Annotated in this window: 25 protein-coding genes and 1 riboswitch; of the genes, 6 read left to right on the forward strand and 19 right to left on the reverse strand. The window is 73.3% G+C overall.

Going from position 1 to position 21,902, the window contains the following annotated elements; all coding sequences use genetic code 11:
- Nucleotides 1-69 precede the first annotated feature (69 nt).
- The 6 genes from O7546_RS16595 to O7546_RS16620 all read left to right on the forward strand — a co-directional run bounded on the left by O7546_RS16595 (nucleotide 70) and on the right by O7546_RS16620 (nucleotide 5,147).
- Nucleotides 70-1,545 (forward strand): NAD(P)/FAD-dependent oxidoreductase, encoded by a 1,476-nt coding sequence (locus tag O7546_RS16595; RefSeq protein ID WP_194799150.1) that lies wholly within the window; start codon nucleotides 70-72, stop codon nucleotides 1,543-1,545.
- Nucleotides 1,546-1,653: 108 nt separating this feature from the next.
- Nucleotides 1,654-2,304, forward strand: a complete 651-nt coding sequence (locus O7546_RS16600) for a hypothetical protein (RefSeq protein WP_281599293.1) — start codon at nucleotides 1,654-1,656, stop codon at nucleotides 2,302-2,304.
- Nucleotides 2,305-2,359: 55 nt separating this feature from the next.
- Nucleotides 2,360-2,470, forward strand: a riboswitch (SAM riboswitch).
- Between the two features lie 33 nt (nucleotides 2,471-2,503).
- A complete protein-coding gene (locus tag O7546_RS16605; protein ID WP_013286752.1) occupies nucleotides 2,504-2,629 on the forward strand; it encodes a hypothetical protein in 126 nt (41 codons plus the stop codon).
- 111 nt (nucleotides 2,630-2,740) lie between these two features.
- The gene (locus O7546_RS16610; RefSeq protein WP_194799148.1) at nucleotides 2,741-3,595 is read left to right on the forward strand and encodes an ABC transporter substrate-binding protein; all 855 of its coding nucleotides are present in this window, start codon (nucleotides 2,741-2,743) and stop codon (nucleotides 3,593-3,595) included.
- 38 nt (nucleotides 3,596-3,633) lie between these two features.
- Nucleotides 3,634-4,410: an amino acid ABC transporter permease gene (locus O7546_RS16615; protein WP_194799147.1), complete on the forward strand. Its 777-nt coding sequence runs from the start codon at nucleotides 3,634-3,636 to the stop codon at nucleotides 4,408-4,410.
- Entirely contained in the window at nucleotides 4,407-5,147 is a 741-nt protein-coding gene (locus tag O7546_RS16620) for an amino acid ABC transporter ATP-binding protein (protein WP_194799146.1), read from the forward strand. The genes O7546_RS16615 and O7546_RS16620 overlap by 4 nt, the downstream gene beginning before the upstream one ends.
- Nucleotides 5,148-5,160: 13 nt before the next feature.
- On the opposite strand, the gene O7546_RS16625 is transcribed toward O7546_RS16620, so the two are convergent.
- From O7546_RS16625 to O7546_RS16715, 19 genes are all read right to left on the reverse strand, one after another.
- Entirely contained in the window at nucleotides 5,161-6,081 is a 921-nt protein-coding gene (locus O7546_RS16625; RefSeq protein WP_281599296.1) for a carbohydrate ABC transporter permease, read from the reverse strand.
- Entirely contained in the window at nucleotides 6,078-7,103 is a 1,026-nt protein-coding gene (locus O7546_RS16630; protein WP_194799144.1) for an ABC transporter permease subunit, read from the reverse strand. The genes O7546_RS16625 and O7546_RS16630 overlap by 4 nt, the downstream gene beginning before the upstream one ends.
- On the reverse strand, nucleotides 7,100-8,779 hold the full coding sequence (locus O7546_RS16635) for an extracellular solute-binding protein (RefSeq protein WP_194799143.1): 1,680 nt from the start codon (nucleotides 8,777-8,779) through the stop codon (nucleotides 7,100-7,102). Before O7546_RS16635 ends, O7546_RS16630 begins: the two co-directional genes overlap by 4 nt.
- A gap of 107 nt (nucleotides 8,780-8,886) precedes the next feature.
- Nucleotides 8,887-9,576, reverse strand: coding sequence for a RibD family protein (locus tag O7546_RS16640; RefSeq protein ID WP_194799142.1), 690 nt, complete (start codon nucleotides 9,574-9,576; stop codon nucleotides 8,887-8,889).
- Nucleotides 9,573-10,202 (reverse strand): GTP cyclohydrolase II, encoded by a 630-nt coding sequence (gene ribA / locus O7546_RS16645; RefSeq protein WP_135240544.1) that lies wholly within the window; start codon nucleotides 10,200-10,202, stop codon nucleotides 9,573-9,575. Before ribA ends, O7546_RS16640 begins: the two co-directional genes overlap by 4 nt.
- Nucleotides 10,203-10,271: 69 nt before the next feature.
- Nucleotides 10,272-11,168, reverse strand: coding sequence for a lysylphosphatidylglycerol synthase transmembrane domain-containing protein (locus tag O7546_RS16650; RefSeq protein ID WP_269698109.1), 897 nt, complete (start codon nucleotides 11,166-11,168; stop codon nucleotides 10,272-10,274).
- Nucleotides 11,169-11,309: 141 nt separating this feature from the next.
- On the reverse strand, nucleotides 11,310-12,119 hold the full coding sequence (locus O7546_RS16655) for a class I SAM-dependent methyltransferase (protein WP_281599301.1): 810 nt from the start codon (nucleotides 12,117-12,119) through the stop codon (nucleotides 11,310-11,312).
- Nucleotides 12,116-13,153, reverse strand: coding sequence for a glycosyltransferase family 4 protein (locus O7546_RS16660; RefSeq protein WP_281599303.1), 1,038 nt, complete (start codon nucleotides 13,151-13,153; stop codon nucleotides 12,116-12,118). The genes O7546_RS16655 and O7546_RS16660 overlap by 4 nt, the downstream gene beginning before the upstream one ends.
- A gap of 4 nt (nucleotides 13,154-13,157) precedes the next feature.
- Nucleotides 13,158-13,556, reverse strand: a complete 399-nt coding sequence (locus O7546_RS16665) for a 6-carboxytetrahydropterin synthase (RefSeq protein ID WP_194799138.1) — start codon at nucleotides 13,554-13,556, stop codon at nucleotides 13,158-13,160.
- A 2-nt stretch (nucleotides 13,557-13,558) separates the two neighbouring features.
- Complete coding sequence (locus O7546_RS16670; protein ID WP_281599307.1) at nucleotides 13,559-14,536, reverse strand: zinc-binding alcohol dehydrogenase; 978 nt, start codon at nucleotides 14,534-14,536, stop codon at nucleotides 13,559-13,561.
- Nucleotides 14,537-14,627: 91 nt separating this feature from the next.
- On the reverse strand, nucleotides 14,628-14,900 hold the full coding sequence (locus O7546_RS16675; RefSeq protein WP_194799136.1) for a hypothetical protein: 273 nt from the start codon (nucleotides 14,898-14,900) through the stop codon (nucleotides 14,628-14,630).
- Between the two features lie 95 nt (nucleotides 14,901-14,995).
- A complete protein-coding gene (locus O7546_RS16680; RefSeq protein WP_281599310.1) occupies nucleotides 14,996-16,051 on the reverse strand; it encodes an ABC transporter ATP-binding protein in 1,056 nt (351 codons plus the stop codon).
- Nucleotides 16,048-16,845 carry an ABC transporter permease gene (locus O7546_RS16685; protein WP_194799134.1) on the reverse strand — a complete coding sequence of 266 codons (798 nt, stop codon included), beginning with the start codon at nucleotides 16,843-16,845 and terminating at the stop codon, nucleotides 16,048-16,050. Before O7546_RS16685 ends, O7546_RS16680 begins: the two co-directional genes overlap by 4 nt.
- Entirely contained in the window at nucleotides 16,842-17,624 is a 783-nt protein-coding gene (gene modA / locus O7546_RS16690) for a molybdate ABC transporter substrate-binding protein (RefSeq protein ID WP_194799133.1), read from the reverse strand. Before modA ends, O7546_RS16685 begins: the two co-directional genes overlap by 4 nt.
- Nucleotides 17,621-18,025 (reverse strand): MerR family DNA-binding transcriptional regulator, encoded by a 405-nt coding sequence (locus O7546_RS16695; protein WP_194799132.1) that lies wholly within the window; start codon nucleotides 18,023-18,025, stop codon nucleotides 17,621-17,623. Before O7546_RS16695 ends, modA begins: the two co-directional genes overlap by 4 nt.
- Nucleotides 18,026-18,119: 94 nt before the next feature.
- Entirely contained in the window at nucleotides 18,120-20,165 is a 2,046-nt protein-coding gene (locus tag O7546_RS16700) for a heavy metal translocating P-type ATPase (RefSeq protein ID WP_281599313.1), read from the reverse strand.
- 74 nt (nucleotides 20,166-20,239) lie between these two features.
- Nucleotides 20,240-20,713 (reverse strand): macro domain-containing protein, encoded by a 474-nt coding sequence (locus tag O7546_RS16705; protein WP_194799130.1) that lies wholly within the window; start codon nucleotides 20,711-20,713, stop codon nucleotides 20,240-20,242.
- Between the two features lie 30 nt (nucleotides 20,714-20,743).
- Nucleotides 20,744-21,127 carry a DUF1622 domain-containing protein gene (locus tag O7546_RS16710; RefSeq protein WP_194799129.1) on the reverse strand — a complete coding sequence of 128 codons (384 nt, stop codon included), beginning with the start codon at nucleotides 21,125-21,127 and terminating at the stop codon, nucleotides 20,744-20,746.
- An 85-nt stretch (nucleotides 21,128-21,212) separates the two neighbouring features.
- A complete protein-coding gene (locus O7546_RS16715; protein ID WP_194799128.1) occupies nucleotides 21,213-21,878 on the reverse strand; it encodes a TcmI family type II polyketide cyclase in 666 nt (221 codons plus the stop codon).
- Between the last annotated feature and the right edge of the window lie 24 nt (nucleotides 21,879-21,902).

Consider the following 21,902-nt stretch of genomic DNA (forward strand, 5'->3'; position numbering starts at 1 on the left):
CGGCAGGTGAGAACGCGGTCAGGGTGGGTATGCGCGCTGCCGCATCGGCAGGCGGGGGGCACGCACGGCATGAGCGACGGCGACGGGACCGTGGTCATCGGGGCGGGGCCGGCCGGGCTCACCGCGGCGTACGAGTTGCTGCGGCACGGCGAGCCGGTCCGGGTCTACGAGGCCGACGACGTGGTGGGCGGGATCAGCCGGACCGTGGAGCGCGACGGCTGGCGCTTCGACATCGGCGGGCACCGCTTTTTCACAAAGGTGTCCCGGGTCGAGGACTTCTGGCACGAGATCCTCCCCGACGAGGACTTCCTGCTCCGGCCGCGGATGAGCCGGATCTACTACCGGGGCGCGCTGTTCGACTACCCGCTCAGCGCCGGCAACGCGCTGCGCAACCTCGGCCTGCTGGAGGCGGTGCGCTGTCTGGGCTCGTACGGCCGGGCCCGGCTGCGGCCACCGAAGGACCAGTCGCACTTCGAGGGGTGGGTGTCGGCGCGATTCGGCTGGCGGCTCTACTCGATCTTCTTCAAGACGTACACGGAGAAGGTCTGGGGGATGCCGGCCGACCGGTTGCAGGCCGACTGGGCCGCCCAGCGGATCAAGAACCTGTCGCTTGCCACGGCGATGCGCAACGCGCTGCTGCCCCGGCGCAACCGCACGGACGTGACCAGCCTGATCGAGGAGTTCCAGTACCCGAAGCACGGCCCGGGGATGATGTGGGAGCGCTGCGCCGAGGAGGTCGTCAAGCGGGGCGGCACGGTGCGTACCGGTGCCTGGGTGACCGAGGTGCACCGCTATCCGGCCGCGCGGCGGGCCACCGCCGTGACGGTGGCCGACGCGGGCGGGGAGCGCACCGAGCCGGCCGACCACGTGATCTCCTCGATGCCGATCTCCGCGCTGGTGCGGGCCATGCGCCCGGAGGCGCCGTCCGAGGTGCGGGCCGCCGCCGACGACCTGCGGTATCGGGACTTCCTGACCGTGGCACTGGTGGTGCCGGAGGAGTTCTCGTTCCCGGACAACTGGATCTACGTGCACGACCCGGCGGCCCGGGTGGGCCGGATCCAGAACTTCGGCTCGTGGTCGCCGTACCTGGTGAAGGACGGGCGGACCTGCCTGGGGCTGGAGTACTTCGTGTTCGAGGGTGACGAGATGTGGCGGACGCCGGACGCCGAGCTGATCGCGTTCGCCACCGCGGAGCTGGAGCGGCTGGGCCTGGTCAAGCCCGGGTGCGTCGAGGCGGGCTACGTGGTCCGGATGCCGAAGGCGTACCCGGTCTACGACGAGCGGTACCAGCACAACGTCGACGTGATCCGGGACTGGCTCGCAGCGAACGTACCGAACGTGCACCCGGTCGGCCGCAACGGCATGCACCGGTACAACAACGCCGACCACTCCATGCTGACGGCGATGCTGACCGCGGAGAACATCGCGCACGGCGCGGAGCACGACGTCTGGACCGTCAACGTCGAGCAGGACTACCACGAGCAGCGCAGCCCGTCGCGGCACGGCACGGGCCGGGACGCGCCTGTCGTCCCGGCCCGGCGGTGAGGCCCCGGGCGTGAGGTGGTCGTGACGGGCGGCGTTGTGCCGGTCACCTAGTGTGGATCGGGACCGGCCCCCTTCCGGCGTCGCCACCTCCGGGCCCTGCGAGGACTGATGACCTTCAGCATCGGCATCTTCGACCTCTTCACCTACCTCACCCCCGGGTCGCTCTACCTCACATTGACCGCCTACCTCGCGGTCCGGCAGGACTGGGTGCGGCTTGACGACCTGAGCCGACAGCCCACGCCGCTGCTCCTGCTCCTGGCCCTGCTGCTCGCCTACGTGCTGGGCAATGCCACGTACGGCCTCGGTCGTGTCGTCGACCGGGCGCTGCCGTTCTGGAACTGGGGCCGATTCGACGCCCGCCGAGTGTTCGCGGAGCAGGCCCTCGGCGCGGCCGGCTCGCGGATGCTCACCGCGCCCTGGGGGGTGCTGCTCGCCGCGGCCGAGTTGCACAACCGCGAGGTGGCCGCCGAGGCGACGCGGATGCGGGCGATCGGGTTGATGATGCGGAACGGCACGGTGCCGCTGCTTCTCGGCGCGGTCCTGGCCGTGGTCGAAGCCGGTCGCGGGTTCGGCGGGACCGCGGCGGTCCTCGCCGGGCCGGCTCTGCTCGCCGTCGCGGGTGGCGCCGCCTGGCGGAGCGTGGTGCTGCGGTTCTGGGCCGAGTTGAAGACGTTGGAGATCTGCTTCGTCATCCCGGACATCGAGGACCGGCTCCGCGGTCCGGCCGGAACGGAACCGGCTGGAGGCCCCCGCGCGTGAGGGTGGTCATAACCGCTGGACGACCGCCGCGGCGGTGCTGCTAGCCTTCTGGGCAGGTCATGAGCGCCAGCGCGAAGCCCCGGCTCGCTGGCCGGCAACCCTCCTCCGCGGTGGGGTGCCCCGGGTGAAGACCAGGCACCGGCAGCCGCCGGTGCAAGCGTGGCCTGGCACCCAGGTCAGCAACAGACCAGGGAGACCGATGTCCGCACCACCCTCCACCCCGTCCGGCGATGTCGCCGCGTACCCGGCCCGCTTCGCGCTGGTCAAGCGCCGCCACGTCGACCTGATGCGGGTGTGCAGCGACGCCTGTCGCCTCGCGCGCTGAGCGAGCGCCACCCCTCCTTTCCCCGTTCCACCCTTCTCCGGCCCGGCCGTCCGTCCGGCGGGCCGGCGCCGACGCGCACCTCCGCGCGTCCATCCACTCTGGAGAGACATCGTGCGTTTCCGTACCGTCCTGACCCGTGCCGCCGCCGTCGGCGCGGCCGCCCTGCTCGCCGTCACCGCGCTCACCGCCTGCGGCAGCGACGACACCGCCGCGGCCGACAACCCGTACGGCCTGCTCCAGCCCGGCGTGATCCGCGCCGGCACGCTCACCGACGCCCCGCCGAACGTCTTCCTGAAGGACGGGAAGTTCACCGGCTTCGACAACGAGCTGCTGCGTGCCGTGGCCGACAAGATCGGCCTGAAGGTGGAGTTCGTCGGCACCGACTTCTCCGGCCTTCTCGCCCAGGTCAACAGCGGCAAGTTCGACGTGGGCAGCTCCTCGATCACGATCACCGAGGCGCGCAAGAAGACAGTCGACTTCGGCAACGGCTACGACTTCGGCTACTTCGGCCTGGACGTGCCGGCCGGCTCCTCGATCACCGGCTTCGACCAGCTCGCCGGCAAGCGCGTGGTGGTGGTCCAGGGCACGGTGCAGGACGACTACGCCACCAGGCAGAACCTCGACCCGGTGCGGGTGCCCGACTACAACAGCGCGATCAACCAGCTCAAGGCCGGTACCGCTGACGCCTGGATCGCCCCGGCCGAGATCGGCGACAAGTCCGCCGCCGACAGCAACGGCAAGATCAAGGTCGCGGCGAAGCAGCTCAGCCCCACCCCTACCGCGTACGCGGTGGCGAAGGGCGACGACAAGCTGCGCGAGGCGCTGAACAAGGGCCTCGACGAGGTCATCGCCGACGGCACGTGGAGCCGCCTGCAGGCCGAGTACTACCCGGGGCGGCCGATCCCGGCCGACTTCAAGCCGGGCAGCGGGTCGGTGGCGGTGCCGTCGCCGTCGGCCGCCTCCTGAACCGGTAACCGAGCACGAGCGGGGCGGACGGAGCGGACATGGATCCACTGAGCACGCTGTGGGAGACGTTCTTCGACTGGGACTCGATGCGCGAGGCGCTGCCCGAGATGCTCACCGTCGGGCTGCCCAACACGCTCACCCTGGCGGTCTCCGCCGCCCTGCTCGGCTCGGTGCTGGGCATGCTGCTGGCCGTCGCCGGCATCTCGCGTACCCGATGGTTGCGGTGGCCGGCACGGGTCTACACCGACGTGTTCCGCGGCCTGCCGGCCGCGGCGACCATCCTCCTGATCGGCGTGGGCCTGGCGCCGCTCGGCATGCAGGTGTGGGGCCCCAACCCGTATCCGCTGGGCGTGCTGGCGCTGTCCCTGATCGCCGCCGCCTACCTCGGTGAGATCTTCCGGGCAGGCATCCTCAGCGTGGAGGCCGCCCAGTTGGAGGGCGCGCGGGCGCTCGGCTTCTCCTGGGGCGAGGCGATGCGCCTGGTGATCATCCCGCAGGGCGTACGCCGGGTGCTGCCCGCCTGGGTCAACCAGCTCATCGCGCTGATCAAGGACTCCAGCCTGGTCTACTTCCTCGGCCTGCTGGCCAGCCAGCGGGAGTTGTTCCGGATCGGGCAGGACTACGCGGCCAACACCGGCAACCAGTCCGCGCTGCTGCTGGCCGGGCTGTTCTACCTGGTGCTGACCGTGCCGCTGACCCACGCGGTCAACTGGCTGGACCGGCGGCTGCGGCAGGGCCGCCCGGCCGCGCCGCCCGAGCCGGAGCCGGATGCCGAGCCGATCGACCTCACGCCGTCCGGAAGGGACCCGCGATGACCACCACCACGACCTCGGTCAGCCTGGCCGTCCGCGACGTGCACCTGGCCTTCGGCGCGCACCGGGTGCTGCGCGGCGCGGACCTGGACGTGGCCCGGGGCCGGGCGGCCTGCGTCATCGGCCCGTCCGGCTCCGGCAAGTCGACTCTGCTGCGCACCATCAACCGGCTGATCGAGCCGGACCGGGGTGACGTGCTGCTGGACGGGCGCAGCGTGCTGCGCGACGACCCGGACGCACTGCGTCAGCGCATCGGCATGGTGTTCCAGCAGTTCAACCTGTTCCCGCACCTGAGCGTCCTGCGCAACATCACGCTGGCGCTGCGCAAACTCAAGAAGCTGAGCGAGGACGAGGCGGTGGCGCTGGCCCGCGCCCAGCTCGACCTGGTGGGCCTGGCCGGCAAGGCGGACGCGCGACCGGCGCAGCTCTCCGGCGGCCAGCAGCAGCGCGTCGCCATCGCGCGGGCGCTCGCGTTGCGCCCGCAGGTGATGCTGTTCGACGAGGCGACCAGCGCGCTGGACCCGGAGCTGGTCAAGGGCGTGCTGGCGGTGATGGCGGACCTGGCCGCCGCCGGGATGACGATGGTCGTGGTGACCCACGAGATGGGGTTCGCGCGCAGCGTCGCGGACACGGTGGCGTTCATGGACGCGGGCGTGGTGCTGGAGTCCGGCCCGCCGGAGGCGGTGTTCGAGGCGCCCGAGCATCCGCGGCTGCGACGCTTCCTGTCCCAGGTGCTGTGACAGACCCGCGGCCTCAGCCCTTCACCGCGCCGATCAGCACGCCCTTGACGAAGTGCCGCTGGATGAACGGGTAGACCGCGACGATCGGCGCGACGGTCAGCACCACCACCGCCATCTTGACCGCCTCGGTCGGCGGCATGGTCACCCCGCTGCTGCCGCCGGAGGTGTGCGGGGCCTGCCCGGCCAGCAGGTAGCTCTGCAGCACCCGCTGGATCGGATACATGTCGTTGCGGTCGATGAACAGCAGCGCGTCGAACCAGACGTTCCAGTAGCTGACCGCGTAGAACAGGCCGACCACCGCGATCACCGCGCGGGACAGCGGCAGCACGATGCGCGCGAGCGTCCGGAAGTCGCTCGCGCCGTCGATGCGGGCGCTGTCCAGCAGTTCCGACGGGATGCCCTGGAAGAACCCGCGCACCACGACCAGGTTGAACACGCTGATCGCCGGTGGCAGGACCAGCGCCCAGATGGTGTCCTTCAGCCCCAGCCCGGTGACCACCAGGTAGCGCGGCACCAGCGGCGGGTAGACCAGGAACGGGATCAGGAAGTACGCCAGCAGCCAGCGGTGTCCCAGCGAGCCGGGGCGGGACAGCCCGTACGCGGCCAGCACGGTGACGGTCAGTGCGATGGCGGTGCCGAAGACGGTGACCAGCGTGCTGATCCACAGCGCCCGGGTCACAGCGCCGCCGGCGAAGATCGTCTCGTACGCGGACGTGTCGATGCCGCGCGGCACGACCACCAGGCCGCCGGCCCGGGCGATGGTCTCCCGGGAGGAGAGGCTGGTCACCAGGATCACCCAGAGCGGGAAGAGTACGCCCGCGACCAGCACGGTGAGCATGACGGCCTTGAGCCCCTGCCCGACCGGGGTGGGTGGTTCCTGCCACACCGGCCGGCGGGATCGGTCACCGGCGGCCCGGCGGATGAGCGTGGTCATGACTTCGAGTAGATCCCTCGTTCGCCGAGCATGTGCGCCACGCGGTTCGCGGCCAGGATCAGCACCAGCCCGATGACGGCCTTGAACAGTCCGGCCGCCGCGCCGTAGCCGTAGTTCCCGGTGGCGATGGAGAAGTGGTAGACGAAGGTGTCGAGCACCTCGGCGGCCTGCCGGCCGACGGCGTCACGTTGCAGCAGGAACTGCTCGAAGCCGACCGAGAGCGCGTCGCCCAGCCGCAGGATGAGCAGCAGCACGATCACCGGGCGCAGGCCGGGCAGCGTGACGTGCCACAGCCGCCGCCACCGGCCGGCGCCGTCCGCGGCGGCGGCCTCGTAGAGGTTCTGGTCGATGGTGGACAGCGCGGCGAGGAAGACGATGGTGCCCCAGCCGACGTCCTTCCACACCGCCTCGACGGTGACCAGGACGATGAACGTGTCCGGGTTGGTCATCACGTTCCACGGTTGCATCCCGGCCTCGCGCATGCTCTGGGCGAGCAGCCCGGCGCCGCCGAGCATCGCGACGAAGAACGTCACCACCAGTACCCAGCTGAAGAAGTGCGGCAGGTAGACGATGGTCTGGATCAGGCCGCGCAGCCGGCTGGACAGCAGGTTGTGCAGCGCGATGGCCAGCAGGATCGGCAGCGGGAAGAAGAACACGAGCTGGAACGCGGTGATCGCCAGCGTGTTGCGGAACGCGTCCCAGAACGCCGGGTCGTCGAACAGCAGCTGGAACTGCCCGAAGCCGATCCAGTCGCTGTGCAGGAACGCCTGCCACGGGTTGTCGCCCAGGTAGGGATTGTAGTCCTGGAACGCGATCACGTTGCCGGCGATCGGCAGGTAGCTGAAGATCAGCAGGATGAGGAAGCCGGGCGCCACCATGGCGAGCAGTTGCCAGTCCCGGCGCAGCCGGGTGCGCAGCGGCACACGGCGGCGGGACGGGCGGCGTCGGGGCGGGCGGCCCGGTGGGGCCGGCGCGTCCGGCCGGGCCTGTTCGGGCCCGGCCAGGACGGCCGGCTCATTCACCGGCCCTCCTTGGGCAGCGAGTCGGCGAGCAGCTTGCGGGCCTCCTCGCCGCCGTTCGCCTTCCACTCCTTGACGATGGCGTCCACGTCGGCGAGCGGCCGGCGGCCGCGCAGCACGTCGGTGAACTTGTCCTCGGTGGGCACCTGGTTGGCCTTGTAGGCCGCGGGCATCTCCAGCTTCACCCCGGCCCAGGGGTTGGGCTCCATGTGCTTGACCATCTCGTTGGAGTACGCGAGCACGTCCGGCACGAAACGCGGGGTGTCCGGGAACGGCCCGATGGTGGGGTTGCGGCCGCTGATGAAGAAGTACTGGTTGGCGATCTCCTTGAACGCCAGGTCGGTCTTGACGGGCCCGTTCGGCGACGGGGTGTGGTGCTTGCCCGCCACGCCGAAGTCCCGCAGCTGGGCCTCCTGGCTGCCGAGCGGCGCGGAGCACCAGTTGATGATCCGCAGCAGCTCCTGGACCCGGTCCTTGCCGAGGCCCTTCTTGACGAACGTGTAGGAGATCGGCTCGTCGTCGCCCCAGACCAGCGGGTCGCCCCCGGTGGCGGAGAAGACCGGCACCGGCTGGATGTTCAGCTTGGGGTTGGTCTTCTGGTGCTCGGCCTGGGCGCCCTGCCAGAAACCGACGCCGTCCTGGAGGAACACGATCGCGCCGTTCTTGGCGAACAGCTGCTTGGCGTCCGCGCCCTTGCTGGCCACGACGTCCGGGTGGACCAGGCCGTCCGCGTAGATCTTGGCCATGACCTCCAGCGCGCGGCGGAACTCCGGGGTCTCGTACTTGAACTCGGGCGTACCGTCCGGCTTGACCCGCCATCCGCCCTTGTGGCCCGGCACCTTGTGGAACATCTGGATCATGGCGAACACGTCGTTGAACGCCCACACCTTGCGCGCCGGGTCGGTGACCTGCTTGGCCGCAGCGAGCAGGTCGTCCAGGTTCGACGGAACGCCCAGGCCGCGGGCGTCGAGCACGTCCTTGCGGGTGAACAGCGCCCACGGGAACGGCCCGTCCGTGGGGTTGGGCACGGACATGATCCGCTCGTTCCACACCGCCCGCCGCCAGGCCCCGGTGGGGAAGCTCGCCAGCATCGGGTACGCGGCGGCGGCGTCGCCCTTCAGGTGGTCGGTCAGGTCCTCGAAGAGCACCTTGATCGCCTCGGCGAAGCGCGGGATCTTCTCCACCTCCCACCCCGGCACGCACAGCAGGTCCGGTACGTCCCGCGCGCCGAGCATCGCATTGAGCTTGTCGGCGTACGTGTTGCCGTCCTGGATGGTGAAGTTGACCGGCACGCCCAGCTCGGCGTTCACGGCCTGGAGGTAGGCGCTCTGCGCGGCTCCGGGCGGCGCCGGGCCCCAGGCGGGGGTCATCGCGGTGACCTGCTTGCCGCTGGTGCCGGGCTTGTCGGTGATGGCGTCGACGAGGTTCGCCGGGTAGCTGGTGTAGCCGTCGGGCACCGGGCGCGTACCCGTGATGTCGGGTTTGATGCCGCCGGGCAGGTCCTTGCGGGTGGGCAGCAGGCCGGAGACGGCGTCGAGGTTCTGGGCGGCGCCGGAGCCGGCCGGCTTCTCCGAGCAGCCGGCGAGCAGCGGGCCGGTGGCGGTGGCGGCCACGCCGAGGCCGACCAGGCCGAGGAAGCGGCGGCGGGAGGAGCCCGGGTCGGGGTGGTGCGCGGTCATCGGTCCCCCTTCGGGAAGGGAAGCGCAGTGGATTAGTTCGTATGGATGGTCAACAAACTAATCACGACCGTGAGCTTGCACAAGGGCGGACCGGATCGACACGGCGGTCAGGCCGGGCAGCGGTCGGACAGCGCGTACCGGGTGAGGACCACGTCGCCGATCTGGCGCACCTCGACCACCCGGGCCCGACGCCCCGGGTGCCACGGGAAGCGGCCGTCCCCGACGAAGCGCGGCGCACGCCCGTCCCCCACGAAGAACGGCGCCACGACCAGGTGCAACTCGTCGGCCAGGCCGGCGGTGAGGAACTGGCGGTGGACCGTCCCGCCGCCCTCCACCATCAGGCGCGTCACCCCGCGCCCGGCCAGGTCGGCCACCACCGCCTCCGCGGTGGCCGGATCCCCCGCGTCGACCACCGTGGACACCGCGCCCACCTGCTCGCGGGCCTTGTCCACCACGCCGCTCGGGCAGTACACCAGCTTGAGCCCGTCGCCCGCGGTGAAGAACCGGGCCCGCGGGTCGAGGTCGCCGCTGCCGGTGACGGTCACCTTCACCGGCGACGGCGGCAACCCGCGCGTCACCCGCGCGGCGCGCCGGTGCTCGCTGCGCACCAGCAGGCGGGGGTCGTCGCGGCGCACTGTCGCCGCGCCCACCAGGATCGCGTCGCATCCGGCCCGTGTCGCGTCCACCCGGTCCAGGTCGTCGTCGTTCGACAGCAGCAGCCGCTCGGTGCTCGCGTCGTCGATGTAGCCGTCGATCGACATCGCGCAGCTGAGCAGCACGTACGGGCGGGTGGTCACGGCACGAACGGCAGGTCGAGGGCGTGATCGGCGCGGGTCACCTTGGCCGCCAGGTAGCCGGCGTTGGCGGGCGACAGGTGCACGCCGGTGGACACCCGGTCGGCCACCGTCACGCCCAGCCGTTCGAGCTGGGCCGCCTTGTCCGGATTGTTGCTGAGCAGGGACACCCGGTCCACGCCCAGCGCGGCGAGCATCTGCGCGGCCACCGTGTAGTCGCGCTCGTCCGCGCCGCGCCCGAGCGCCAGGTTCGCCTCGTACGTGTCGAGGCCGCCGTCCTGCAGGGCGTACGCGTCGAGCTTGGCGTACAGGCCGATGCCGCGCCCCTCCTGCCGCAGGTAGAGCAGGTAGCCGCCGGCCTGGGCGATCCGCTCGACCGCCTCGCGCAACTGCGGGCCGCAGTCGCAGCGCTGGCTGCCGAACACGTCCCCGGTGAGGCACTCGCTGTGCGGGCGGACCAGCGGCGGGTCGGCGTCGGCGTGCTCACCGAGACCGAACGCCAGGTGCTCGCGGCCGTCGACGAGTCCGTGGAAGGTGTGCACGCGGGCCGTGGTCACGTAGCCGTCGGGGAACCGGAGCGGAACCGTCACGCGGGTCCGGACCGTCGCGGTGGGCAGCGTTTCGTCCATGGTTCTCCTGTCGTCCGGTCGCCGGGCGGACCCGGCGACGCACACCTCGCTCCCCCACCGTAGGCGGGATCACCGACAGTTGCCGGGCTCGCGCCGGGGCAGCCGCCGTGCGAGCAGCACCGCAGCGCCGGGGAGGCTGGCCACCAGGACCAGCGCGCCGTACACCGTGCCGGTCGCCACACCCTGCGCGGCGGTCAGCCCGGCCGAGGCGAACGCCCACGCGGCCACCCCCTCGCGCGGCCCGAAACCACCCACGTTCAGCGGCACCGCCATCGCCAGCAGCGCCAGCAGCGTCAGCGGCAGCAGGTGCGACAGCGGGGCGTCCGCGCCGGCCGTGCGGGCGGCCACCACGAACGTGGCCAGGTGACCGGCGAACACCACTGTCGAGGCGATCACCACGCCGGCCCAGGTCCGGCGGCCCAGCACCCCGGAGCGCACGTCGGTCAGCGCGGTGCGGGCCGCCCGGGCGAACCGGGACGCCCCGGAGCGGGGCACCGCGCGGGCGGCCAGCACCAGCGCCAGCGCGACCACGGCGAGCACTGCCGCCAGCGCCGGCAGGTACCGGCGGACCGGCGACGGGAACGCGGCGAGCAGTGCCACCGCGATGACCACCTGCACCACCTGCCCGGCGGTGCGCTCCCACACCACCGCCCGCACGCCCCGGGCCACGTCCCCGGCGTCGCGGCCGTGCCGTACCGCCCGGTGCACGTCGCCGAGCACGCCGCCGGGCAGTGTGGAGTTGAGGAAGACCGCCCGGTAGCAGTGCGCCACCGCGGCGCGCATCGGCAGCCGTACGCCCAGCCCACCGGCGACCAGCGACCAGCGCCAGGCGCAGCAGACGGTGGTGATCACGCCGATGCCGAGCGCGGCGGCCAGCGCGGGCGCGTCGATCAGCCGCAGCCCGGCCAGGAACGGGCCGGTGCCCACCGAGGCGACGAGCGCGGCCAGCAGCGCGAGCCCGAGCAGCGGGCGGAGCCAGGCCCCGCCCGTCCGGGCCCGGCGCGGTGGCGCGGGCGTGACAGCCGGTACGGGTCCGGCAACGGCGACGTGTGACAAACGGTCCTCCCTCGTTCCCACCGGTTGTCACGTGCCAGCAGCCGGTTCGGTTCAGCCGGTGAGCAGGTCCGCGTGGTGCAGCACGACGTCGAGCCGCCCGGCGGCGGCCTCGGCGAGCCGCCACTTCTGATACGTCGCGGCGGGTCCGGACAGATGCGGTCGTTCCTCGATCGCCGCGTCGACCCAGCCGGTGAGCCACTCGGCGGCCAGTTCCGCCTGCTCCGGGCCGAGCCGCCAGGGGGTGGATCGCACCAGCGTCTCGACCCCGTGGCGGCGGAACGCGACCACCGTGACGTCCACGGCATCCGGCCCGAGCAGCACCCGGCCGTCGACGGTGCGGCGCTGGTGGGCGTTGAACGCCGCGGTCAGCTCGGCGTCCAGCGGATCCGGCGGGGTGAAGTCGACCCGTCCGGTCACGGTGAGCGCGAACAGCGTCGGGTGGCCGGCGCAGGCCGCCGCCATCCGCTCGATCTCCTCGGCGGTGAGCATGTCCAGCAGCGCCGACGCGGTGATCAGGTGGGCGTCGGCCAGGTCGGCGGCGGTCAGCCGGGTCACGTCGGAGCCGCGCGTGGTCACGGTGACCTCGGCGCCGTCGGCGGCGGTGAGCCGCCCGGCCCGGGCCAGCGCCAGCAGGTCCGCGTCGCGTTCGTGCAGCACCCAGCGCTGCGGGCCGGGCAGCCGGGGCGCGAGCCAGCGCGCCATCGATCCGGTGCCGCTGCCCAGGTCGTGCACGACGAGCGGCCGGCCGGCGGGCAGCCGGTCGCGGACCGCGTCGGCCAGCTCGGTGCTGCGGGCCGCCGCGTCGGCCGGCTCGCGCAGTCGCAGCCAGTCCGCGAAGCCGGGCGGGAGTGAGGTGGTCATGCCGCGGTCGCCTCCTTCAGTGCCGTCGCCAGCCGGTCCACGGTGACCGGCCAGCCGGTGAGGGTGTGCCGCCGCTGCCGGGCGGCGCGGCGCAGCCGGTCCCGCAGGCCCGGGTCGGTGAGCCAGCGGCGCAGCGCCGCGGCGGTCGCGCCCGGGTCGCCCGGCGGCACCAGCAGGCCGGGCCGGCCGCCGCCGGGGGCGTGCCCGAGCGTGTCCGGCAGGCCGCCGGTGTCGCTCGCCAGCACCGGTACGCCCCGGGCCAGCGCCTCGGTGACCACCATCCCGTACGTCTCCCGCCGCGACGGCTGAACCAGCAGATCGGCTGCCGCGTACGTGGCGGCCAGGTCGGGGCCGGTGCGCGGCCCGGTGAGCCGGACCCGGCCGGCGAGACCGGTAGCGGTGAGCCGTCCGCGCAGCCGGTCGGCGAACGCCCGGTCCCGGTCCGGTGGACCGACCCAGTCGCAGGTCCAGTCCAGGTCGGCCACCTCGGTGAGCGCGGCGGCGAGCACGTCGTGGCCCTTCACCGGGGTGACCGCGGCGACGCAGAGCAGCCGTCCCCCGCCGGGCGTGCCGTCGGCGACGGGCGCCGGGTCGACCCCGGGTGGCGCGACAGTCACCCGTTCGGGGCGCAGCCGGTAGCGGTCGAGCAGCCGGTCACGGGTCCACGCGCTGGTGGCGACCACTACGGTGGCCGCCGCCAGCGACCGTGCCTCCGTCTCACCCTCGATCGGCAGGTGCACCAGGATCACCAGGCGCAGCCGCGCGGCGTGCGGGGCGAGCACGTCCGGCACGGTCGAGGCGACCAGGCCGTCGAGCAGCACCGGTACGCCATCGGGCAGCCCGCCGAGCAGCCCGGTCAGGTCGGCGCGTTCCCCCGGCCCCGGATGCGGCCAGCCACCGGGCACCTGGTGTTCGCGTACCGTCCAGCCGCGCGCGGCCAGGCCCCGGCAGACCCGGCGGTCGTAGGCGTTGCCGCCGCTGGGGTCCGCCGGGTCGTCGATGTCGCCCGGCAGCACCACGTGGACGACTGTCATCCGGTCAGAGCGACCGCTCGTAGCTCGCCCAGGCGATGTGCGACTCGTGCAGCGTGACGGTGATGCCGGCCAGGCCGCGCGCGCCCTCCCCCAGCCGGCCGTCGTGCACCGCGTCGGCGAGCCGGTCGGCGATCGTCCGCGCGAGCACCTCAGTGGTGGTGTTCACCCCGGCGAAGGCGGGCTCGTCGTCGAGGTTGCGGTAGTTCAGCTCGGCGAGCACGGCCTTGAGCTGCTCGGTGGCCAGCCCGATGTCGACCACGATGCCGTCGTCGTCCAGCTCGGCGCGGCGGAACGTGGCGTCGACGACGAACGTCGCCCCGTGCAGCCGCTGGGCCGGGCCGAAGACCTCGCCGCGGAAGCTGTGGGCGACCATCATGTGGTCCCGGACGGTCACGCTGAACACGATCACTCCTCGCCGTAGGTGATGAGATGACACAGCGCCGGCAGCTCACCGGAGGCGAGCCGGTCCAGCACGTCGGGCAGGTCGTCGAAGCGGGACCGGCCGGTGAGCAGCGCGTCGAACGCCGGGTCGGCCAGCAGGTCCAGGGCGAGCGCGAGCCGGTCGGCGTAACTGCGGTCGGCCCGCCGGGGCGACACGGTGCCGACCTGGCTGCTGCGGATGCCCAGCCGTCGGGAGTGGAACGCGCCGCCCAGCGCCAGCGTGACCGGCCGGTCGCCGTACCAGCTCAGTTCCAGCACGGTGCCCTCGGGGCGCAGCAGTTCCAGGCCGCGTTGCAACCCGTCGGCGGTGGCGCTGACGTGCACCACGAGGTCGCGCTCGCCGGTCGCGTCGGCGGGCGTGGCGAAGTCGGCGCCGAGCGCGGCGGCCACCTCGGCGCGGGCCGGGTCGATGTCGACGAGTTCGACCCGTACGCCGGGGAAACGGGTCAGCAGCGCGGTGACCGCGCAGCCGACCATCCCGCCGCCGATCACCGTGACCCGGTCCCCGACCAGCGGGGCGGCGTCCCAGAGCGCGTTGACAGCGGTCTCCACGGTGCCGGCCAGCACCGCGCGCTGCGCCGGCACGGCGTCCGGCACGACGGTCACGGCGTCGGCCGGGACCACATACGCGCTCTGGTGCGGGTAGAGGCAGAACACGGTACGGCCGAGCAGCCGCTCGTCGCCCGCCTCGACGGTGCCGACGCTGAGGTAGCCGTACTTGACCGGCGCCGGGAAGTCGCCCTCCTGGAACGGCGCGCGCATGGCGGAGTGCTGGTCGGCCGGGACGCGGCCGGTGAACACGAGCGTCTCGGTGCCGCGGCTGACGCCGGAGAAACGGGTCCGGATCAACACCTCACCGGGGCCGGGCGCGGCGAGCCGGACCGGCCGGATCTCGCCCTGGCCGGGCGCGCGGAGCCAGAACGCGTGGGCGTCGACCGTCACGAACTCTCCTCTTCCCCGCATTCCGACCGAGTTGTCGATCATAAACACGGAAGCGGGGCGTCAGCGGTTCGAACCGCCCGCGACCCGATGCTCAGGCGGCACGCCGGCGCTGCTCCGTACGCCAGGTCTCGGCCTCGACCCGGTCGGAGTCCCGGTCCCCGGCCAGTTCCATGGCCCGGTGGGCGGCGGTCAGCGCGTCACACGGCGCGACCTGACCGTCACACAGCAGGCTCTCGCACCGCCCGGACCGGTCGGGCCGGTGGGCGACTGCAACGTCGTACGCGGCCCGCCAGAGCAACGGGTCGGTGACTCCCCGTGGCAGGTCGGCGTCCAGACTGGACCTGTTGCGGATCGTGTCGGGCACCGTGTCCCCCTTTGCGTCGTCGCTACCGTCCCAGTGACCGGTTGAGCGCAGATCAAACCTCTCACCTGCGCACATGCTCTGACCAGCGGTGTTTGTCACGCCGGATAGGCGCGCGTCTCGGCTGCCTTGACCGCCGCCCACACCGGGCGACCGGGGATCAGTCCGAGATGGGCCGCGGCGGCGGGCGTGACGTCGGCGGCGACCTCGACCGGCCCGGCGAGCTGCACGCGCAGGTTGTCACCGTGGCGTTGCACACCGCTCACGGTGGCCGCCCACACGTTGCGCGGGCTGCCCTCGGGCCGGGACGGGTGCAGCGCGACGGCAGCCGGCGGGTATGCGACGAACGCCTCACCGTGGACGGTGTCGGCGGTGGTGAGTGTCAGCTCACCGACGGTGACCGTGCGCCCGTCGGCGCGGCCGCGGTGCAGGTTGAGGCCGACCAGCCGGGCCACATAGTCGGTGCGCGGCCGGCCCGTGACGGTTGCGGCGTCGCCCTCCTGCACCACCCGGCCGTGCTCCACGATGACCAGTCGGTCGGCGAGCACCAGGGCGTCGAGGGGGTCGTGGGTGACCAGCAGCGTCGCGCCGGAATGCGCGCCGAGGTGGCGCTGGAGTTCGGCGCGGGTGTCCAGCCGGGTCCGGGCGTCGAGCGCGGCGAGCGGCTCGTCGAGCAGCAGCAGCGCCGGGTCGACGGCGAGCGCGCGGGCCAGCGCGACCCGCTGCGCCTGCCCGCCGGAGAGCTGCCGGGGCCGGCGCCGGGCCTGGTCACCGAGGCCGACCCGGTCCAGCCACTCCTGGGCCCGGGTGCGGGCGGCACGCTTGCCGGCGCCCCGGCGGCGCGGCCCGAACGCCACGTTGTCCAGCGCGCTGAGGTGCGGGAACAGCAGGTAGTCCTGGAACACCACGCCGACCGGCCGGCGTTCCGGCGGCGTCCACACCCGGCGGTCCGGCCGGTCCAGGTCGGCGCCGCCGAGCGTGAGGTGACCGGCGCTGAGCGGGTGCAGCCCGGCGAGCACCCGCAGCGCTGTGCTCTTGCCGGCACCGTTGGGGCCGAGCAGCGCCACCACCTCACCGGCGGCGATGCGAAGCCGCACGTCGAGGGTGAACCCGTCCCGCTCGGCGACCAGATGCGCGTCCAGCAGCGCGCTCATGTGCTTCCGACCCACCTGTCGCGCAGCGCGGCGAGGATGACCACGGAGACGGTGAGCAGGATCAGGCTCAGCACGATCGCCGCCTGCAGGTCGGTCTCCAGCGCCAGGTACACCGCCAGCGGCATGGTCTGGGTGCGGCCGGGATAGTTGCCGGCGAACGTGATGGTGGCGCCGAACTCACCGAGCGCCCGGGCCCAGCAGAGCACCGCCCCGGCCGCCACGCCCGGGGCGACGAGCGGCAGCGTGACCCGGGTGAAGGTGGTGAACCGTCCGGCGCCGAGCGTGGCGGCGGCCTCCTCGTACCGGGGGTCGGCGCCGCGAAGCGCACCCTCGACGGCGATGACCAGGAACGGCATCGCCACGAACGCCTCGGCCAGCACCACTCCGGCGGTGGTGAACGGCAGCGTCACGCCGAAGGTCTCGTCCAGCCACGACCCGATCAGCCCGCGCCGGCCGAAGACCAGTAGCAGCGCCACGCCGCCGACCACCGGCGGCAGCACCAGCGGCACCGTGACCAGCGCCCGGACCAGCCGCCGGCCGGGGAACTCCACCCGCGCCAAGAGCCAGGCCAGGGGTACGCCGAGCGCCACGCAGAGCAGCGTGGCGACGGTGGCGGTCTCCAGCGACAGCCGCAGCGCGGTGAGCACGCCCGGTTCGGTCAGCCGCCGGGGCAGCGTGGTCCAGGGTGCCCGGAGCAGCAGGCCGGCGAGCGGCAGGACGAGGAAGGCGAGTCCGAGCCCGGCGGGCACGAGCAGGGCGATCGGCACCCGCTGCCGGCGTACGGTGCGGCTCATGCGCCGGGCGGCGCCTGGAACCCGGCGGCGGTGAGCACGGCGAGCCCGGCGTCGGAGCGGACGAAGTCGACGAAGGCGCGGGCGCCGGCCGGGTTGCCGGCGGTGCGCAGCACCACGATCGGGTAGTCGTTCACCGCGCGCGCCGACTCGGGGAACTCGACGGCGTCGAGTCCGGGGGCGGCGCGGACGTCGGTGCGGTAGACCAGTGCCGCGTCGACCTCGCCGAGGCGCAGCTTGGCCAGCGCGCCCTTGACGTCCTGTTCGAGCGTGGCAGGCGTGAGCCGCACACCAGCGGCGTCCAGCGCGGTGCGCGCGGCGGCGCCGCAGGGCACCTGCTCGGCGCAGATCGCCACCTTCACTCCGGGGCGGGCGAGGTCGGCCAGGCCGCCGACCCGGGCCGGGTTACCAGCAGGTACGGCGACGACGAGCTGGTTGCGCACCAACACGGCAGGTTCACCGGCCGCGTCACCGGCGTCGGTGACCGTCTTCATGGTGGCCGGGGAGGCGGCGGCGAACACGTCGGCGGGCGCCCCCTGGGTGATCTGGGTGGCGAGCCCGGAGCTGCCGCCGAAGTTGAACGTGACGGTGCTGCCGGGGTGCGCGGCCTCGTAGTCCTTGCCGAGCCGGGTGAACGACTCGGTGAGCGAGGCGGCGGCGAACACCGTCACCGGGCCGGCGCCGTCCGGATCGGCCGGCCCGTCGGTGCTGCCGCAGGCGGTCAGGCCGAGCGTCGTCACCAGCGCGGCGGCGAGCGCGGCGCGGATCCACCGTACGGTCACGGGCTGGTCCTTCCCCTGGGGGTGGCCGGGGCGCGCTCGACCACGACGGTGGTCGACTTGATCACCGCGACGGCGACGGAACCGACCTGGAGGTCGAGGTCGTCGACGGCCTCGCGGCTCATCAGCGACACCACCCGGAACGGCCCGGCCTGGATGTCGACCTGGGCCATCACGGTGTCCTTGACGACGGCGGTGACGATGCCGCGCAGCCGGTTGCGGGCCGAGGACAGCTCGGGGTGGCCGGGGGCGCGGACGAACGCGGCCACGTCGGCGCCGTCGAGCACCCGGTGACCGTGCTCGTCGCGGGTCGCAGGCAGCTTGCCGGCGTCGATCCAGCGGCGGACCGTGTCCGCGCTGACCCCGAGCAGCTCGGCCGCCTCGCCGATCCGGAACACCGTCACGCGCTCACCCTAGCGGCCCGCAGGTGCGAGCCGGAAGGGGCATCCTCGCTCGCATCGGCGAGCCGCCAGGCGGATCGGGACCCGGAACTGCGGTTCAGTCGGCCGGGGCGATCCGGACCCGGCGCAGCAGTTGGGCGTTGAGCGCGACCACGATCGTGGAGGCGGACATCAGCACCGCGCCCAGCGCCGGGCTGAGCGCGACGCCCGCCCACGCGAGGACCCCGGCGGCGAGCGGGATCGCGACGACGTTGTAGCTGGCCGCCCAGGCCAGGTTCTGCCGCATCTTCCGGTACGACGCGCGGGACAGCCGGATCACGCCGCCGACACCGCGCGGGTCGGAGCCGGCGAGTACCACCCCGGCGGACTCGATCGCCACGTCGGTCCCGGCGCCGATGGCCAGCCCGACGTCGGCGCGAGCCAGCGCCGGCGCGTCGTTCACGCCGTCGCCGACCATCGCCACCGTCAGTCCCCGGTCGCGCAGCTCGGCCACCGCCTTGTCCTTGTCGGCGGGGAGCACCTCGGCGAAGACCTCGTCGACGCCGGGCCGGAACCCGAGGTCGGCGGCGACCGCCTCAGCGACCGGGCGCGCGTCGCCGGTGATCATCACGATCTTGCGTACGCCGAGGTCGCGCAGCTCGGCCACGGCGGCCCGCGCCTCCGGGCGGACCTGGTCCTCCAGCCCGAACGCGGCGGTCACCTCCGGCGGGCCGCCCTCGGGCAGCCGGACCAGGTGCAGCACCGCGGCACCGCGACCCGACCACTCCTGCGCGGCCCGGGCCAGGTCGTCCGGCACCGGGGCGCCGAGTTCGCGCAGCAGCGCCGGCCCGCCGACCGCCCAGTCGACGCCGTCCACCGTGGCGCGCACGCCCCGGCCGGTCAGCGCCCGGAAGCCGCGCGCGGCCGGGCGGGCACCACGGGCGTCGGCGGCGGTCACGAGCGCCCGGGCCAGCGGGTGCTCGCTGTCGGCCTCCACCGCGCCGGCCAGGGCCAGGGCGGCCGTCTCGTCCGTCCCGCCGGTGGCGGCCACCCCGGTCACCGTGTGCCGGCCGGTGGTGAGCGTGCCGGTCTTGTCGAACAGGACGGTGTCGACGGTGCGCATCCGCTCCAGCGCGAGCCGGTCCTTGACCAGGATGCCGGCGCGGGCCGACAGCGCTGTGGACAGCGCCACCACCAGCGGGATCGCCAGACCGAGCGCGTGCGGGCAGGCGATCACCAGCACGGTCACGGTGCGTACCACCGCCTGGTCGGGGTCGCCGAGCAGCGCCCACACCGCGAACGTCGCCAGGCCGGCGAACGCCGCCAGGTAGAACAGCAGCGCGGCGAACCGGTCGGCGAGCACCTGCGCGCGCCCGCCGGAGGCCTGCGCCTGCGCGACGAGCCGCCCGATGCCGGCCAGCGCGGTGTCCGCGCCGACGGCCTCGACGCGTACCCGGAGGGTGGAGTCGGTGGCGACGGTGCCGGCCACCACCCGGTCGCCGGCGGCGCGCGCCACCGGCCGCGACTCGCCGGTGATCATCGACTCGTCCAGCTCGGCGGCGCCCTCGACGATCCGCCCGTCGGCCGGCACCCGCCCACCGGGGCGCACCAGCACCAGGTCGTCCACCCGCAGCTCACCGACGGGCACCGGATGCGGCTGCCCGGCGTCGTCCAGGCGCTCGGCGTCGTCGGGCAGCAGCGCGGCGAGGGCGCCGAGCGCACCACGCGCCTGCCCGACCGCCCGCATCTCCTGCCAGTGGCCGAGCAGCATGATGGTGACCAGCGCGGCGAGTTCCCACCAGAAGTCCAGGTCGAACAGGCCGAGGCTGGTGGCGGCCGAGGCGAGGTACGCGACCACGATCGCCATCGAGATCAGCAGCATCATCCCGGGGGCGCGCTCGCGCAGCTCACGCAGCCCGCCGGTGAGGAACGGCCAGCCGCCGTACGCGAACACCACGGTGCCGAGCACCGGGCCGACCCAGCGCACGCCGGGGAACTCCAGCGAGTAGCCGAACCAGTCCATCACCATGTGGCTGGTGGCGACGATCGGCACGGTCAACGCGAGGCTCAGCCAGAACCGGCGGCGGAACTGCTCCGGGTCGTGCCCCGCGTGCGCGCCGTGGTCGCCGTGGTGGGCGGTGTCGTGACCGGATCCGTGCTCCATGCCGCCCACCATACCCCCTGGGGGTACCCGTCCACATCAACTCGGCGAAGTGGCGTGGGCGACAGCGGAGGTCACTACCTGTCGTAGACGGTCACCGGGATGCCGCGGTCGGACAACGCACGCCGGATCAACGGCTCGATCCGTTGCCACGAGCCGCCGGCCAGCCCGCAGCCGATGCGCGGCATGTGGACCGACGCGCCCAGTTCCTCGGCGTGGCCGGCAACTGTCGCGAGGCAACGCTCCACCGCGTCGTACCGGATCGGCGGCCCGGCGCTGCCCCGGCGCATCCCGCGCTGGCCCAGCATGTTGGCCACCCACAGGTCCGGCGCGACCCGGACCAGCCGGACGGCACCCAGCCCGAAGTCGTTGCCGGCCCGGTGCCGGTGCCACTCCCGGTAGTCGCGTTCCGGCTCCGGCCAGCGCCGCGAGACGGCGAGCACGAAGCCCTTCCCCCACCCGCCGAGATCGTTGCAGACGTGGGCGACGATCTTGGGGCCCTTCGCCTGCGGGCTCGTCGCGTCGCCGCGCACGATCCGGAACTCCGCCATGCCCCGCATGCTGCCGCAGGGGTACGACGCTCAGCGCTGGGGGCGGGCGCCGACGCTCGGCCGGTCGGCCGGAGTCCGGCCCTGCCAGGGCCAGCGACCGTCCAGCTCCACCTCGAGGGAGAAGCTGAGGAACGTGCGGACCAGCACGATCAGCGCCAGCACGCCGACGCTGGTGAACGTGGGCGACACCGCTACCGTCCGGATGATGTCGCCGCCGACCAGGAACTCCAGGCCGAGCAGGATGGCCCGGCCGACCCCCTGCCGGTACGCCCGGTAGTGCGCGACCACCTGACGGGTCCGGGCGCAGCGCACCGCGAACACCGCCGTGGCGACCGCGACGCCGACCGCGATGACGAACACCCCGGCCAGGTCCAGCAGCGCCCCGACGTGCTGGACGATCTCCTTCGTCGACACCCGGCACCCCCGCACCAGCCTGGCGTACGGCCGGTCGCGGGGGCGGCGTTTCCGCGCTCCCGGTCGACGGGAGCGCGGAGCATGCTCAGTCCTGAGCCTGCCAGCGGTAGAAGACGGTGGCCACCGAGTCCTGCGGGCCCTGCCACTTCTCCGGCCGGTACGGCTCGATGTACGGGCCCAGGTCCTGCATCACCTTGCCGAAGGCGGGCTTGTCGCCGTGCTGGTCGCGGGTCGCCTCGGCCGCCGACGACTCCTGTTCGAGCAGGTGCACGTAGACGTCGTCGATCGAGTAGAGCCAGCGCCCGGTGACGCCGAGGTCGGTCGGGAGCGACCCGGCGTCGGACTCGCCGAAAACCCGGGCCACGTCCGGCTCGGCGCCCGGCTTGATCCGCCCGACGATCACGGTGAGCGTGGTGTCGACTGGCGGCTCCCCCTCGGGCGCCCAGTGGTAGAACTCCTTCGCGACCGAGTCCGACGGGTTCTTCCAGTAGCGCGGGTACGGGGTGACGTACGGGCCGATCTCCTCGGCGATCTTCTGGAAGGCGGGCAGGCCACGGGTCTGCCCGGAGATCCGCGGGTCCTGCTCCCGCTCGATCACGTGGATGTAGAGGTCGTGGTGCGACAGCAGGTACCGGCCGATGACGCCCAGGTCCTGCGGCCGGGTGGCCTGGTCGTAGTGGCCGAACACGCCGCCGACGATCTGTTCGCTGCCGGGGACCATGTGACAGACGATCACGTTACGGAAGACCATGACTGCTCCTTGACGATTGCGACG

Origin of the sequence: Micromonospora sp. WMMA1976 (assembly GCF_027497335.1) — a bacterium.
GTDB classification, from domain to species: domain Bacteria; phylum Actinomycetota; class Actinomycetes; order Mycobacteriales; family Micromonosporaceae; genus Micromonospora; species Micromonospora aurantiaca.

What these genes read in the sequence shown, in the direction of transcription:
- O7546_RS16595 (WP_194799150.1), top strand. Translation starts at nt 70, where the DNA reads ATGAGCGACGGCGACGGGACCGTGGTCATCGGGGCGGGGCCGGCCGGG.
- O7546_RS16600 (WP_281599293.1), top strand. Translation starts at nt 1,654, where the DNA reads ATGACCTTCAGCATCGGCATCTTCGACCTCTTCACCTACCTCACCCCC.
- O7546_RS16605 (WP_013286752.1), top strand. Translation starts at nt 2,504, where the DNA reads ATGTCCGCACCACCCTCCACCCCGTCCGGCGATGTCGCCGCGTACCCG.
- O7546_RS16615 (WP_194799147.1), top strand. Translation starts at nt 3,634, where the DNA reads ATGGATCCACTGAGCACGCTGTGGGAGACGTTCTTCGACTGGGACTCG.
- O7546_RS16620 (WP_194799146.1), top strand. Translation starts at nt 4,407, where the DNA reads ATGACCACCACCACGACCTCGGTCAGCCTGGCCGTCCGCGACGTGCAC.
- O7546_RS16625 (WP_281599296.1), bottom strand. Translation starts at nt 6,081, where the DNA reads ATGACCACGCTCATCCGCCGGGCCGCCGGTGACCGATCCCGCCGGCCG.
- O7546_RS16635 (WP_194799143.1), bottom strand. Translation starts at nt 8,779, where the DNA reads ATGACCGCGCACCACCCCGACCCGGGCTCCTCCCGCCGCCGCTTCCTC.
- ribA (WP_135240544.1), bottom strand. Translation starts at nt 10,202, where the DNA reads ATGGACGAAACGCTGCCCACCGCGACGGTCCGGACCCGCGTGACGGTT.
- O7546_RS16655 (WP_281599301.1), bottom strand. Translation starts at nt 12,119, where the DNA reads ATGACCACCTCACTCCCGCCCGGCTTCGCGGACTGGCTGCGACTGCGC.
- O7546_RS16660 (WP_281599303.1), bottom strand. Translation starts at nt 13,153, where the DNA reads ATGACAGTCGTCCACGTGGTGCTGCCGGGCGACATCGACGACCCGGCG.
- O7546_RS16680 (WP_281599310.1), bottom strand. Translation starts at nt 16,051, where the DNA reads ATGAGCGCGCTGCTGGACGCGCATCTGGTCGCCGAGCGGGACGGGTTC.
- O7546_RS16685 (WP_194799134.1), bottom strand. Translation starts at nt 16,845, where the DNA reads ATGAGCCGCACCGTACGCCGGCAGCGGGTGCCGATCGCCCTGCTCGTG.
- O7546_RS16700 (WP_281599313.1), bottom strand. Translation starts at nt 20,165, where the DNA reads ATGGAGCACGGATCCGGTCACGACACCGCCCACCACGGCGACCACGGC.
- O7546_RS16705 (WP_194799130.1), bottom strand. Translation starts at nt 20,713, where the DNA reads ATGGCGGAGTTCCGGATCGTGCGCGGCGACGCGACGAGCCCGCAGGCG.
- O7546_RS16715 (WP_194799128.1), bottom strand. Translation starts at nt 21,878, where the DNA reads ATGGTCTTCCGTAACGTGATCGTCTGTCACATGGTCCCCGGCAGCGAA.